This is a genomic window from Pseudochrobactrum saccharolyticum (assembly GCF_008801715.1).
GTDB lineage: Bacteria > Pseudomonadota > Alphaproteobacteria > Rhizobiales > Rhizobiaceae > Pseudochrobactrum > Pseudochrobactrum saccharolyticum.
The window spans coordinates 452,053-466,932 of sequence record NZ_VZPG01000003.1; the positions used below are offsets into that span (position 1 = coordinate 452,053).

The window sequence follows — 14,880 nt, forward strand, 5'->3', positions numbered from 1 at the left end:
GAATCCTGCTTGCAATTTTACTTGTGTGTTTTGACAGCACTCAATCTTTTGCGGCGCAATTCACCCGGTGTCACCATCCGGCATTTTTTCAAGGCTGTAGTCATATGGCTCTGGCTGGAAAAACCTGCCCTGTCAGCAATTTCCGCCAGACAAATATCACTGCCGAGCAGCATTTCTTCCGCCGCATTCAACCGCAGCATCAGCAAAAACTGATGCGGTGTCTGCCCGAAGCTCTCGCGGAAAGATGTCAGGAAATGCCCGCCGGAAACACCCAATATATCCGCCATTTTGGAGATCGATAATTTGCGCATATAGTTTTCACGCAAATAAGCTTCGATACGCCTTGATGCCTGATAAGACAGGCCACCGCTTTCCTGCCGCCCGCTCCCTGCTCTCAGGAAAGAATGGTTCTGCACCAGTTGCACCATCAGAACTGACAATAAAGCTTTGATATAGCCTGCGCTGACCGGCGCATTTTTAAGCAGTTCCGCGCGCAGCAGATTGGCAATCAGCAATGCTTTCGGATTTGGCAGTCTTGTCGGATGCGGGAATAATTCTTTGAGTGACAAACCACCGGTAATATCCTGTAAGTCGCCCAGCAGACCGTCATCCAGTGCAATCTGGATATAATCCGTTTCAATTGGCCAACTCATAACATATTCCGCACCTTGCGGAATAATCAGCACTGAACCGGCTGGTGCATCAAAACTTTCCCCGAATTTGCCCGGCAAAGACCAATGCAGGTCTTTGATCGCCGCAAGCGTGATAATGACCACATAATGATTATGCTCACAGCTGAATTTACCGCTATGGCTCACAATATAGGCAATCTGATTATTGTAATGCACCAGATTCTTAAATGTATCAGAGAAACTGCTGTTCAGTTGTCCATCCGCCTCACGGAATAAAATCCCTTGTGAAATTGCAGCATGATCTTCGCCGTTGGCTGTAAATAGATTGTTCATCTCGCACCCCAATGAATTAAACATTATTTACTTGTAATATTTTGCCTTTCCCCTCCTGCCCGCATTTGCAGAAACTGCTATACGGCAGCGGGATGGCACCCCGATTTACACAACCTGTTTTACGCAACCTCACTCTTCACAAAATATCTACCATAGGTTGTATTAACCATGCAATTAAATTTTTACGAGACAAGTTAAATTTTTAATTCCCTGTCCGTATTTTTATTATCCTATTGATTTAAATATAAAATTTACAAGAATCTTAATATTTCAGATTATTGCGATGCTAAAGTTGAAAAATACAACCATTGTAGATCTCTGCACGACAAACAATTACAGGTTGTATTATCGTAACAATCATTGAACACGCCCGACTGATAAAACTGCGTACGAAATTACCGTTTTCTCAGTTCCCTCCCCGTCAATGCTGTGCTTTTAAGCCAATCCGGTTGGAAGTTTCACATTACATTTCACAACACCTGTCATTGTCTCATAATCAGGACATTAAGGCGTAAACTTCGATATATACAGATGATTGGTGCAGTTTTATGTTCATATCCAGACGATAACACTTCACGAACCGCCGGCTGAGCACAAACAACCAGCCATCAGTCAGTGAGCGTTATCAGAGGAAATTACGCGGCAGAACAAGCTGTCTGACCGCACAGCATATAACCCGTCCGCGAGGCGGATTAACAACTGAGGAGACTTAAAATGACCAATCCGGCAAATTTCAACGGCCAGCGTCCTGTTATCGACCCAAATGATGCAGTTATGCTGCTGATCGACCATCAGAGCGGCCTGTTCCAGACTGTCGGCGATATGCCAATGCCTGTTCTGCGCAATCACGCAACTGCGCTTGCCAAGATCGCAACACTGGCCAATATTCCGGTTATCACCACCGCTTCTGTTCCGCAGGGTCCGAACGGCCCGCTGATCCCGGAAATCCATGCCAATGCGCCTCATGCGCAATATATTGCCCGTAAAGGCGAAATCAATGCATGGGATAATCCGGACTTTGTTGCAGCCGTTAAAGCAACCGGCCGCAAAACCCTGATTATTGCCGGTACAATCACCAGTGTTTGCATGGCCTTCCCGTCAATCAGCGCTGTGCAGGATGGTTATAAAGTCTTTGCTGTTATCGATGCTTCCGGCACTTATTCGAAAATGGCACAGGAAATTACTCTGGCACGTGTGATGCAGGCCGGCGTTGTGCCGATTGATACCGCTGCTGTGGCTTCTGAAATCCAGCGCAGCTGGAACCGTCCGGACGCTCAGGAATGGGCTGAAGTCTACACCAAGATTTTCCCTGCCTACCAGCTTCTGATTGAAAGCTATGTTAAGGCACAGGAAGTTGAGAAAAACCACGAAGTTCTCGACTCAATGCGCAAGTAACAACAAAAACGGCAGGCGGTTTCCGCCTGCCGTTTTTTCATTAATACTAACACAAGCAATAAATATCTGAATTCCGCTTCAACTATTCGGAAGGGATATCAAGCCATGCGTTCTGTTCTCAAAACCACCCCTCTTATATTTGCCGGTCTGGCTGCGCTGATGAATCCTGCCGCAGCGAATGACGCAAATCTCATTCTTTACAACGGCAACATCATCACCATGAATGAAAACCAGCCTGCTGCAACAGCACTGGCGATTTCGGGCAATCATATTCTTGCTGTTGGTGATGACACGCTCGCAGAAAAATTCAGCACTGACAAAACCCGCCGCATTGATCTGCAAGGCAAGACTGTCATTCCGGGTCTGGTCGATACCCATATTCATGCCATTCGCGGCGGTCAGACTTATACATCCGAAACCTATTGGTATAACGAAACCAAACTGTCGGACGCTCTGAAAACCTTACAAGAGGCAGCAGCAGGCAAACAACCGGATCAATGGGTTGCCGTTGTCGGTTCATGGTTACCGGAACAGTTTGAAGAAAACCGCGCCCCGACTGTGGCGGAACGGAGCAAAGCCGTTCCCGACCATCCGGTCTATGTTCAATATTTGTATGATTATGCTTTGCTCAATGAGAAGGGTATCGAAACCTTAAAGCTCAATGAAGCCGAACCGGTCCTACCGCAGGGTATTCAGGTTGAGCGCGATGCGAATGGCAAGGCAACAGGTAAATTACTGGGGCATATCGGTTCCTATAATGCACTCTTTGCCAAGATGATGCCCGCAGATAGCCAACAACAACTGCAAAGCATGCAGGAGTTTTTCTCGGCACTTAACAGTGCCGGTATGACCGGTTTTATTGATCCATCCGCAGGCCCTTCTTCCGCATATGAAAACCTCTTTGCCTTGCAAATGGACGGCAAACTGACACTTCGCGCAGGATATCGCATTCCGGCCATGCAATCCGGTACAGAAGCGGAATGGTTCAAAAACCTCATGGCTTTCCGCCAGCCTTATTATGACACCGGCATGGTCAGCTTTCTCGGCATTGGTGAATCCATCGTCGCAGCCATGAATGACGGCGTTCAAATGGGGCCTGGTTTTACCTCTCCGCAGGCAGCCAAAGACGAGTTACGCAAAGTCGCGCAATTTGCAGCACAACGGCGTATTCCGTTGGAAATTCATGCCTATACCGATGATGCAGCCAGCGATATTCTGACCGTGTTTGAAGATGTGAATAGGGCTTATCCGTTGCAGGATTTACGGTGGTCTCTCGCGCATCTCAATACCGGTTCAGAAGCTACACTGGAGCGGATGAAAAAGCTGGGACTGTCCTACACCGTACAGATGGGTCCTTATTTTGAAGGCCCCGCAATTCTGAAAGCCAATGGCGAAGATATTGCTGCCAAATCCCCGCCAACCCGTGCAGCTATTGATAAAAATATTCTGGTTGCAGGCGGCACGGATTCAACGCGTATCGGCATTTATGGCATCTGGCAGGCGATTGAATATCACGTTACCGGCCGTTCGCTCGGCGGTGTTATCCAAAAAGCAGAGGATCAACTGCTGTCCCGTGAAGAGGCTCTCGCGCTCTATACGAAAAACGCGGCATGGATCGGTTTTGCGGAGCAGAACCGCGGCACACTGGAGACAGGAAAACAGGCCGATCTCGCAGTTCTGGATCAGCCTTACCTGACCGTTCCGGCAGAAGAAATCGACAAGATACGCTCGGTTCTGACCATTGTAGACGGCAAAATCGTGCATGAAAATCTGACGGAAACACCCGCCGCCGCGCAATAAATATAAATTGCCGGACAGATAGCCAATAGCAGGCAAGGAGCATAATCCGCTCCCTGCCTGCTATATCCGCACATTCAGAGCACCTCACCCGAGACAGTATGTTTTCTGTCTTCATCGGTTACCCAAGTCAGCTTTTTCAGCTTTCTGCTCAGCCAGCTGTTCAGATCATCCATAGCGGTAAACATAACCGGCACGAAAACCAGACTGAGTGCCGTTGAGGTTATCAGCCCGCCGATCACAGCAACCGCCATCGGCGCGCGAAACTCCGCATCCCCGCCGATACCAATGGCAGCAGGCACCATCCCCGCCACCATAGCGATTGTGGTCATGATAATCGGCCGGACACGCGTGATACCGGCTTTCAGCAAGGCCGCATCGCGATCAAGACCTTCCTTGCGGCACTCAATGGCATAATCAACCAGCAGAATAGAATTTTTGCAGACAATCCCCATCAGCATCAGAATACCGATAACCGATGACAGATCCAAAGCCGCACCATAGAGAAGCAGTGCTATCGCCGCACCGCCGATGGAAAGCGGCAAGGCAATCAGAATGGTAAAAGGTTGCAGGAAGTCCTTAAACAACAGCACCAGCACTGCCGCCACCATCAGAATACCGGTTAGCAGCGCCAGTCCGAAATTACTGAACATTTCTGCCATATATTCCGCACTGCCATATTCCACTTCGCGGACACCTTCAGGCAGGTTTTTATAGGCGGGCAGCGCAGCAATCGCTGCCAGTGCCGTGCCGAGCGTCGCATTATTATCCAGATTAGCCTGCACCTCGATCATCCGCATCCGGTTCAGACGCTCCACACGGCTTTCCGCAGAACCGAAGGAAATATCCGCAACGGATGCAAGCGGAACCGGATTGCCCGTTGCGGTTCCCACTTTCAGGTTCTTCAGCATATCCAGATCGCTGCGGGCAGAATTCTCCAGCAGAACACGGATCGGTATTTGCCGGTCACCCAGATTAAACTGCGCCGAATTGGCATCCGTCTCACCCACTGTTCCGATGCGGGCAACCATACCGATCGAGGCCGGTGACACACCAAGGCGCGCAGCTTCATCCAGACGCGGTTTTACATGCAGCTCCGGTGCAGGCAGAGGTTCTGATGAAACCACATTGGCGAGTTCCGGCAGTTCACGCATCTGGGCTTCCAGCTCGCGGGCAGCACGGGTGAGATTTTCTCCGCTATTGCCGACGAGAATAATAGCCACTTCTTTGCCGCCGCCGTCTTTTGTAAAGGTGAACTGAATATCCGGTATTGCAGCCACCAAAGGACGGATAACCGCTTCAAATTCCTTCTGGCTTGTCTCCCGTTCCGCACGCGGCTTAAGATTAATCAGCAGGGAGAACTCATTCACACCATCTGATGATGTGGCCAGAATATCCTTTATCTCAGGTCGTTTCAGCAGCTGATTGACAATGTCGTCTGAGACACGGGCGGTCTCATCAAGGCGGGTACCCGGTGCCAGAGTTACGCTGATTTGTGAAACATTGGAGTCGCTTTGCGGCATGAAGCCGGTGGGCAGCAATGTCATGAGGTAGACTGAACCGGCAAAAATACCCGCCACCATGGCAAAGGTTGCTTTACGGTGATGCAGCGTCCAGCTCAGCAATCCGAGATACCAACGGCCAAGTACAGAAGATCCCGGCGCTTTACCACTCACCGGATGCGGCTGCAACATATAGGCAGCCATCAGCGGCGTGAGCAAACGCGCAACAGCGAGGGAAACCAGCACTGCAATCGCAACAGTCAGGCCGAACTGTTTGAAATATTGCCCGACCGCACCACCGATAAAACTGACCGGTGCAAAAATAGCGACGATCGTCAGGGTTGTCGCAACAACAGCAAGCCCGATCGCATCTGATGCTTCAAGCGCTGCAATATAGGGGCGCTTGCCCATATGAATATGGCGCTCAATATTCTCTATCTCCACAATCGCATCATCAACGAGAATACCAATGACAAGTGTCAGAGCCAGCAGACTGATACTGTTGAGTGTAAAATCGAGGAGATACATCGCCGCAAATGTTGGCAAAATGGATAGCGGCATGGCCACCGCTGCGATCACGGTCGCCCGCCAGTTGCGAAGGAAAAGAAACACCACCGCAACCGTCAGCGCAGCGCCTTCCAGCAGTGTGGTTATCGCATTATTATAGCTCTGCACAGTATATTCGACCGTGGAGCTGACCTCCCTGATCTCTGTGCCCGAATTGAGCTGCCTTATGTCCTCAAGCCGGTTTTTGACACCATTGGCAACAACCGTATCGCTATAGCCCTTTGCACGGAACACGGAGAAGCCAACCACGGCTTTGCCGTCCAGACGGGAGAAGCCGCGCGGCTCACCCGCCCCGTCCTGTATTGTGGCAATCTCACGCAACGGGATCCACCGGTTGCCCGGCAATAAGATCGTTAAAGCGGAAAGCTCTTCCACCGTTCTGGCGCTTGCAATCGTGCGCAGCGACTGCTCCCTGTCGCCGATATTGCCCCGCCCGCTCGGCACATTCACATTCAGCTCGCGCAAAGCAGAATTGACCTGATCCGCCGATACACCAAGTGCCAGCAACCGCTCCGGTTTCAGCGCAATACGCACCTCACGATTGACACCGCCCAGTCGCTGCACTTTCTGCACACCGGGCACAGCCAGTAATTCACGGGTAATCGTATCATCCACAAACCATGACATATCAACCGCCGAAATATCCGGCGCGGAAATCGTGTAATAAAGGATTGCCCCGCCTTCAACATCGACACGGCTGACCACCGGTTCCTGAATAGTCTGCGGCAAATCTGAGCGGATCTGCGCCACGGCCTCACGGACATCATTGGTGGCACGGTCGGGATTAATTCCGATGCGGAACTCCACTGTAGTCGTCGACACACCATCCGCAATGGAGGAGCGCAGATGTTTGACCCCTGCGATGCCGGATACCACACCTTCAATACGGCGTGTAATCTGCGCTTCCATTTCGGAAGGGGCAGCACTGGCCTGCGTTACCGCAACCGTTACCACCGGAAAGGATACATTGGGATTGGCATTCACCGGCAGCTTATTGAATGCAGCCCAGCCGGCAAGGGTCAGAACAATGAAAAGAACAAGCGTCGGCACCGGCTTGCGGATTGCCCAGGCGGAAATATTACTGGTCATAAACAATACTTTCAGGGAATCCGGATTTTTAAGGCGCCCGTGCAGGAACAGGTGTTACCGTCTCGCCGTCGCGGAGCAGCGGCCCTGCTTTTTCAATGATGTGATCGCCTGCGCTTAAACCCGAACGGATTTCAACAGCTCCGTTCTTGCGCAAGCCGAGCTTGACTGTTTTCTTGACAGCCTTACCGCCGACAACAACAAAGACCGAGGCATCGGATGCCTCACGGCCATGCAAAAGCGCAGAGTCATTGACCAAAATTGCCTTGCTTTGCGAAAACACCACGTCTGCCCTGCCGAAAGCACCGGAGAAGAGCGATATTTGTTTGCCCTCAATCGCGATATAGGCTCTGCCCAGCCGCGTTTGGCGGTCGATTTTCGGCGATAATAAGCGGATATGTCCGGCTGCGATTTTCCCGTCAGGCAGTGTGACATGCGCCGCCTGACCTGCCTTCATCAGCAGGATTTCACTTTCCGGTACTTCAGCCGCAAATTCTATCTCGCCGTCGCGGATAAGGCTGAAAAGTGTGCCGCTACCCGCCAGTGCACCGACACGCGCATTGCGTTCTGAAATGATACCGCTGACCGGTGCATGAATAACAGCCCGTGCCCTTTCGCTTTTCGCCTCCGCCAGTTGCGCCTCAGCCTGCGTGAACTCGGCCTTTGCCACTCCCACACTCTGCTCGGCAATATTCAGCGCCGACAGCTTGTCATCATAGGATTGCTCGCTGACAGCACCATTGCTGCGCAGGCGCTGTGTGCGGTTCAGGCTGGACTGCGCCTGCGCCTGTGTCGCCTCCTGCTGAGCCAGCCATGCACGGGCGCGGGCAACACGCGCTTCTGTTTCTCTGAGCTTGATATCCAGTTTCACCGTATCCAGCCGCATCAGCACCTGTCCGGCGGTTACATAATCACCGGCCTCCGCTTCAACCGCGGCAATACGCTGATCCTGCAATGTTGTGCCTACAGCCACTTCTTCGCGCGGCACAAACAGCCCGTTAAAACCCAGTTTCCATTCCGTTGGTACCGGCTTGGCAACGGAGGTGGTGACAGTGCGCTCCGCCACGGCGATCTGAGCCCCCGCAATCGCTGCGTCTGAAGGAGCAGCCTCCGCCGAAAAAGCCGCCGAAGCGGCCAGAGAATATGCGGACAGGGAGAGGCACAACAGAAACCTCATATTTGATTACCTTTCAGGTTGGCGGAACTGCATCCGGAACGGCAACACAAACAATATTTTTGTTAAGCTTCAGCGGAGGAAATACAGAAAACTGCAGAACCCGCCCAAACGCGGCGATTTCGGCCTTTCAGCAGTCCTTTCACAGCTACACACAGGATATTTCCGTGCAGAAATTTTTCAGCTTTTAAATATGAGTATTTTTGTATAGTATTAAAAATCTATTCATCCGCCTCCCTTTGCACGCAGTCACACGGCATGAGCATTCCATCAACCGACCATTCTGAAGACCTGTTGTCTGTCTATTTACGGCAGTTGAAATGGCTGCGCGAAATGCTCAAAAAACGCACCAGCTCCCATGAGCTGGCCGATGATGCATTGCAGGAAACATGGCTGCGCCTGTCCAAAATACAGGAGCGCTCTTCTGAGGTTCGCGATCATCGCGCCTTCATCATGCGGATTGCCAATAATATTGCGATTGATCTGCTGCGCAAAGAGCAGCGCCACCACAAAGCCTGCCTCAGTGATGAAGAGATTTTGCAGGCGATTGCCGATACTGCGCCGACACCGGAGGTCTTTGCGATTGACCGCGACCAATTGCGGCAACTTATTTACGCCCTGCTGCAATTACCGGAAAAACCGCGCAAAGCCTTGTTGCTGGCACGCTGTGACCTGCTGACCCATTATGAGATTGCCCGCCGTCTGGGCGTATCGGAAAGCATGGTCGCACGTTATCTCGCGCAGGCATTGCGCCATTGCCGCGATCATTTCCGTACACTCGCCTGAGCCGCTATGCCCGAAAAAATCAGATATAAAACGGATATCAGCTTAAGCGATGAGGCAATCGACCGGATTGTACAGCTGAGCTCAGGACGAGCCACAGCACAGGACCATGCGGGTTTTGCAGACTGGCGTCGTCAAAGCGCCGAGCATGAAATGGCAGCACGCGAGGCTGAGGCACTGTGGCACGGCATTGGCAGTGCCGGTAAAAGCATCCGCAAATCCGCAAAGCAAAAACAATTCACCAGACGCGCGGTTCTCGGGCTAGCCGGACTGATAACCGGTGGTGCCGCGCTGCATCAGACGGGACTCATCGGGTCGCGTCTCTATGCCGATTATACAACCGCTACGGGTGAGCAGCGCAGCATTACGCTGACTGATGGTTCAACCGTGTTTCTCAATGCCGGTTCTGCACTCTCCGTTGATATGTCAGCAAATGAGAGACGCCTGACCCTCTATGAAGGGCAAGCCTTGTTTACTGTCGCAAAAGACACAACACGCCCGTTTATTGTTGAGGCGCTTGACGGGCAGACCCGTGCTCTGGGCACGGTTTTTGATATTGATATCAAACCTCAGCAGGTTGCTGTCACGGTGATTGAAGGCACTGTCGGCGTCAGCAGCCGGATACAGCCCGCAAACCAGACAAGCAATATGGTTGTCGCCGGTGCTAATACCCGCATCCGCTATGAAGACACAGGTAATATCTCCGCACCGGAAGAGGTGGATTCCGACATTGAAACCGCATGGCGCCGCGGCAAACTGATTTTCAACGCCAAGCCGCTCGGCGATGTGGTTACAGAAATTGAGCGCCATCGCGGCGGAACAATTGTTCTTGCCAGCAGCCGTCTGCAAACACTGCAGGTCACCGGCGTTTTTGATCTCAGCCAGCCGGAAGAGATTTTACAGGCTATTGAAACCACCCTGCCGATTTCCGTTATCCGCCTGCCTTTTGTGACAATTTTGCGCTAAAAACTATTCGTTTCAAATTTATGATAAGAATAATCATATTTTTATATTTTACCGGTGCAAGATCAGCCACGCCGTTTCGTCTTTGAATTATGAGGCCGGAATTTCCGTCATGAGCGGAGGCCGGAATGTGTCATATTGGTAAGGCGGAATATTTCCATGCAGGCTATCATCAAGGCGAAAAAGCGCTCTTTGTCCCAACATGCGCAAAAGGCCGGACTTCTGGCTTCGGTTGCGTTTATTGCAGTGCTTGGCACCGGATTGCCGATGATTGCCCATGCGCAGACCACTGTATCGCAGACGATCAGTTTCAATATCCGCGCACAAAATCTGGGTTCAGCACTTGCCGGTTTTGCCGACCGTGCCGGCCTCAAACTGCTGATGCGATCCGATATGGTATCCGGCAAGACAAGCCCTGCGGTGCAAGGCATGATGACACGGGAACAGGCACTGGGCAGATTGCTGTCCGGCTCCGGCCTGAATTACTCCATTCAGGGCACAACGCTCACAATTCATGATCCGGCAGGAAGCGCCCAATCCGTAGTTGCACCAGACGGCACCGTGACACTGAACACAATCACCGTGACCAATGGCGGTTCAATCGCCGCGGCTGAAGCGCCATATCACACGGCAGCACCGACCTCTTATATTTCAGAGCAGACGATTGAGCGTTTTCGCGGCGCAAGCCCTGCTGATATTTTCCGCGGCACACCGGGCGTGATGTCCGGTGAAGCCCGCAATGGTGCCGGTGCGATTGATGTGAACATCCGCGGTATGCAGGGCATGGGGCGCGTCGCGACCACTATCGACGGTGCGGAAAATGCCATCAATGTCTATCAGGGCTATCAGGGTATCTCGAACCGCACCTTTGTTGATCCGGATTTTCTCGGCGGCATTGATATCCAAAAAGGCTCCGATGCTGCTTCCAGCGGTATTGCCGGTACGGTCGCCATGCGCACAATTGAGGCGGGCGATATAGTCAAGGAAGGCAACCGCTTCGGCCTGCGTGTCAAAGGCGGTTTCGGCACCAATTCCAGCAAGCCTGAAGAGGGTAACGTTGCTGGCTACGAAATTATCAATAGCGGTTATCCCGGCGATCTGCAGCCGGAATTCGATCACCTCTATGTACCAAGTGTTAAGAGTTCGGATGACACCATGAACCGTCCGGCTTTTTTGAAGCCGACCAATGGTTCAGGCAGTATCGTTGCAGCCATGCAGGACGAAAATATTGAACTGCTGGCAGGCTATGCCTATCGCGAGCGCGGCAATTACCATGCCGGTAAAAACGGCCCTGCCGCCGGTATCGCCAATCTCGGCGGGATGAGCGTATGCAGTTTTCTTTGTAACTTACCCAATCCTGAATACAGATGGTATCCGCAATATATTGAGAACACAGGTCTGGCCAATTACCGCCCAGGTGAGCAGGTTCTCAACACCCAGATGGCAACGAAATCCCTGCTGCTGAAAGGCAAGGTTATGTTCGGCGACGGGCATAGTGTTCAACTTGGCTATACCGGCTTTGAAAGCAAAGCTGGTACTTTTAAGGCAAATGCCTTGAGTACGCTCGGACAACAAGCCAGACAACAGCGCCTGACGACAGATATTGAAGCGCATACAGGAACATTTAAATATCGCTGGGACCCTGAAGAGAATGACCTGATTAATCTCAAGGCCAATCTTTGGGGTACGAAGCTGAAGCAACGCAATCCGGTCGACTGGCTGCCGGCAGATGCACCGGTCGACTTTAAATCCGGACCTGATCTGTGGACATGGGGCGGCGATATCAGCAACCGTTCACAGTTCACGACTGCCTATGGTGATTTTGATATGACCTATGGCGCGTCTTACAAAGAAGAAGATACCAAGCCGACCGAAGGAACAAGGAAATGGGACACATTTCTTGATTTGCGTGACGGCACCCGCAAAGAAGCCGCAGCCTATATCAAGACAGCATATAAACCGGTTGACTGGCTAACGGTCAATGGCGGCCTGCGCTATTCCCATATGTGGTCGCGCGATCGCAGCCGCACAAAATATGTTCATCCTGATATGGTTTACGGCAAAGCGCGTTTCAAACAGGGCGGCTTCAGCCCGTCATTGGGCGTAACAATCGAACCATTTGAAGGTGCACAATTCTACACCAATTATTCCAGCACCTTACGCGCGCCGAGCATTATGGAAGCCGTGTCCGCTTTCAATATGACCGTGAATGAAGATGCCAAAGCAGAGCGTTCCAACAACTGGGAAATCGGTGCAAACTTCATTCAGGACGACCTGATTACCGGGACAGATCGTGCAATGCTCAAACTGGGTTACTTCAACTGGGATGTAAAAGATTACATCGCCCGCGAATTCCACAGATATGCGAACTCTGCGAATGTGCGCATTTTCAATATTGACCGCGCCCGTTTCTCCGGTCTTGAAATGTCGGCCAATTATGCGCTCGGCGGTTTCGAAGCCACACTGGCTGCCAATTATTATCTGAATGTGGAGTTCTGCCGTACCGCTGAAACCTGTGAAAACAAATCTCTCTATGCCGACTATGCCACCAATCACGTACCGCCTAAATATGGTATAGACCTGACCCTGACCCAGAAATTACTGGATGATGCACTCACAGTCGGCGGCCGCATTTCCTATACCGCATCGCGTGCGAGCGGACATGGTGATGTCACAGGTCAGGGTATGTCGCAGTTTATTACTATGATCAACTGGCAGCCTTACACATTGGTGGATGTGTTTGCAGAATATAAAATCAACGACACTTATACCGCCAGCGTGCGCGTGGAAAATCTGACAGACCGGTTCTATGTCGATCCGCTCAGCCTTGCACAGCAGCCGGGACCAGGCCGGACATTCTATGCATCTCTGACGGCCAATTTTTAAAACTCACAGGGACAACCAGACCGCTATGCCGTTGGGTCACACGCACCGGCATAGCCCCTGCCCGTATCTGAAGCGTAGATTTATGCCTTGCAAAATAAACTTGATTATAATAGTCAAGATTTATTCTATCGTCATTGCCTGACGAGCCGGACGCTATGCTTTCAGAAAACGGTTACACAGATGTGGGATCTCCATCATCTTTTTAAAAAACATGCGCGTGATATTATACAATCATTACGCCGCAGAGGGCTTCCTGAAGAAACGGCTGCCGATCTGACGCAGGACACGTTTTTACGCGTTTTGGTTTCTCCCCCTGCGGAAAGCAAAACCACTTATAATCCCGCAGCCTATTTGTTCAGAATTGCGCGCAACCTCGGTACAGATCATCAGCGGCGTGAAGGTTTGCTGCGCAGAGCCGATCTCACACCCGAAGATTTTTCTGCCATTGCTGACCCCTCCCCCTCACCGGAAAAACAGGTCTATGACCGGCAAAAACTGATGCTGGCACAACAAGCTTTGCAGGAACTGCCCGACCGAACGCGCAAAGCATTCGAGATGCACCGTATGGATGAGATGACCATTGCGGCAATTGCAGCGGAACTTAATCTCTCCGTGGGCAGGACATGGACGCTCATCAGAGATGCCTATGAATTTATTGACAGGCGCCTTACCGGACTGTGACAAATTTTCCCATACACTGAAAATTAACCACGCTCATTCGTAAACAGAAATGAGACAGTAATCTATCCGGACAGGCTTGAAACATATGACCAATTCCGCTGATGAGACAGAAGAAGCACAGCGGCTGTTTCGTGAAGCAGCCGATCTGGCTATCCGTCTGCAAAATGACCCCGTTAATCCCGTTTCTGCCGACATGATTAAAACATGGGTCACCCGCAGCCCTGCCCATGCCGCAGCCTGGGCGCGTGTGGCTGCCATTCATGGCATGACCGGCACTTTGTTCTCAGAAAACCGGAAAATACCGGAGAAAAGCAAACTATCCCGCCGCAATTTTATCGCCGGAACCACACTCGGCCTTGGAGCCCTGACCACCGGCGCGCTGACAGTGCCGCATCTGTGGCTGCTGTCGCAGGCCGATCACATCACCTCCACGGCAGAGATCAGAGACTTTCCCCTGCCTGACGGCAGCCTCGCAACGCTGGGGCCTGACAGTGCAATTGCCGTTGATTTTTCCGAGCAAGGTCGTCGTATCGGGCTGCTGTCCGGCATGGCGTATTTTCAAGTTCAGCCGGACAGCGCAAGGCCTTTTACCGTCTCAACCGGCCCTATGCTGGTCACTGCGCTGGGCACGGCTTTTGATGTTTCTGCAGAAAAAGGCTTTCTCTCTGTGGCCGTGGCGCATGGTAGTGTTGAAGCCAGAACCGGCACACCGGCAGGAGAAAAGCTGGAGGCCGGTACGTGGCTTAGTTTTGACAGCGCCACTAACCGGATTACCCGCGGTGAACAGGAACCATCACAAATTGCAGCATGGCGCTCCAACATGCTGTTTGCGGAAAATGAAACTGTTGCCGCCCTTTGTGCAAAAATTTCCCGTTGGCAAAACGGGCGCGTATTGATCGCTGATCCTTCACTCGGATCGCGCACGGTCAGCGGTGTGTTTGATCTTAACGACCCTGATGCAGCCATTGCAGCAGTTGTCCGGCCTTTTGGCGCCAAGACACGAAAAATTGCGTCTTTGCTGACAATTGTCTCTTCCGTATAAAATATGAGTAAAAACTGAATATTTTTATCCGCCACTCGT

10 protein-coding genes are annotated in these 14,880 nt (G+C 51.7%); 7 read left to right on the forward strand and 3 right to left on the reverse strand.

What is annotated here, in order from left to right:
* Positions 1–17: 17 nt before the first annotated feature.
* Entirely contained in the window at positions 18–965 is a 948-nt protein-coding gene (locus tag F7P81_RS12055; RefSeq protein ID WP_170265270.1) for an AraC family transcriptional regulator, read from the reverse strand.
* Positions 966–1,679: 714 nt separating this feature from the next.
* On the opposite strand from F7P81_RS12055, the gene F7P81_RS12060 reads away from it, so the two are divergent.
* Positions 1,680–2,360, forward strand: coding sequence for a hydrolase (locus tag F7P81_RS12060; RefSeq protein ID WP_022710659.1), 681 nt, complete (start codon positions 1,680–1,682; stop codon positions 2,358–2,360).
* A gap of 105 nt (positions 2,361–2,465) precedes the next feature.
* Positions 2,466–4,160, forward strand: coding sequence for an amidohydrolase (locus F7P81_RS12065; protein ID WP_151159682.1), 1,695 nt, complete (start codon positions 2,466–2,468; stop codon positions 4,158–4,160).
* A gap of 74 nt (positions 4,161–4,234) precedes the next feature.
* On the opposite strand, the gene F7P81_RS12070 is transcribed toward F7P81_RS12065, so the two are convergent.
* Both F7P81_RS12070 and F7P81_RS12075 read right to left on the reverse strand, forming a co-directional pair.
* Positions 4,235–7,315: an efflux RND transporter permease subunit gene (locus tag F7P81_RS12070; protein WP_151159683.1), complete on the reverse strand. Its 3,081-nt coding sequence runs from the start codon at positions 7,313–7,315 to the stop codon at positions 4,235–4,237.
* A gap of 28 nt (positions 7,316–7,343) precedes the next feature.
* Positions 7,344–8,489 carry an efflux RND transporter periplasmic adaptor subunit gene (locus F7P81_RS12075; protein WP_151159684.1) on the reverse strand — a complete coding sequence of 382 codons (1,146 nt, stop codon included), beginning with the start codon at positions 8,487–8,489 and terminating at the stop codon, positions 7,344–7,346.
* Between the two features lie 255 nt (positions 8,490–8,744).
* Between F7P81_RS12075 and F7P81_RS12080 the strand changes: the two genes are divergently transcribed.
* The 5 genes from F7P81_RS12080 to F7P81_RS12100 all read left to right on the forward strand — a co-directional run bounded on the left by F7P81_RS12080 (position 8,745) and on the right by F7P81_RS12100 (position 14,841).
* On the forward strand, positions 8,745–9,272 hold the full coding sequence (locus F7P81_RS12080) for an RNA polymerase sigma factor (protein WP_116088336.1): 528 nt from the start codon (positions 8,745–8,747) through the stop codon (positions 9,270–9,272).
* Between the two features lie 6 nt (positions 9,273–9,278).
* The gene (locus F7P81_RS12085; protein ID WP_151159685.1) at positions 9,279–10,235 is read left to right on the forward strand and encodes a FecR family protein; all 957 of its coding nucleotides are present in this window, start codon (positions 9,279–9,281) and stop codon (positions 10,233–10,235) included.
* Between the two features lie 156 nt (positions 10,236–10,391).
* A complete protein-coding gene (locus tag F7P81_RS12090) occupies positions 10,392–13,118 on the forward strand; it encodes a TonB-dependent receptor (protein ID WP_151159686.1) in 2,727 nt (908 codons plus the stop codon).
* Between the two features lie 180 nt (positions 13,119–13,298).
* Positions 13,299–13,799, forward strand: a complete 501-nt coding sequence (locus tag F7P81_RS12095; protein ID WP_116088339.1) for an RNA polymerase sigma factor — start codon at positions 13,299–13,301, stop codon at positions 13,797–13,799.
* Positions 13,800–13,884: 85 nt separating this feature from the next.
* Positions 13,885–14,841: a FecR family protein gene (locus F7P81_RS12100; RefSeq protein ID WP_151159687.1), complete on the forward strand. Its 957-nt coding sequence runs from the start codon at positions 13,885–13,887 to the stop codon at positions 14,839–14,841.
* Positions 14,842–14,880: the final 39 nt, after the last annotated feature.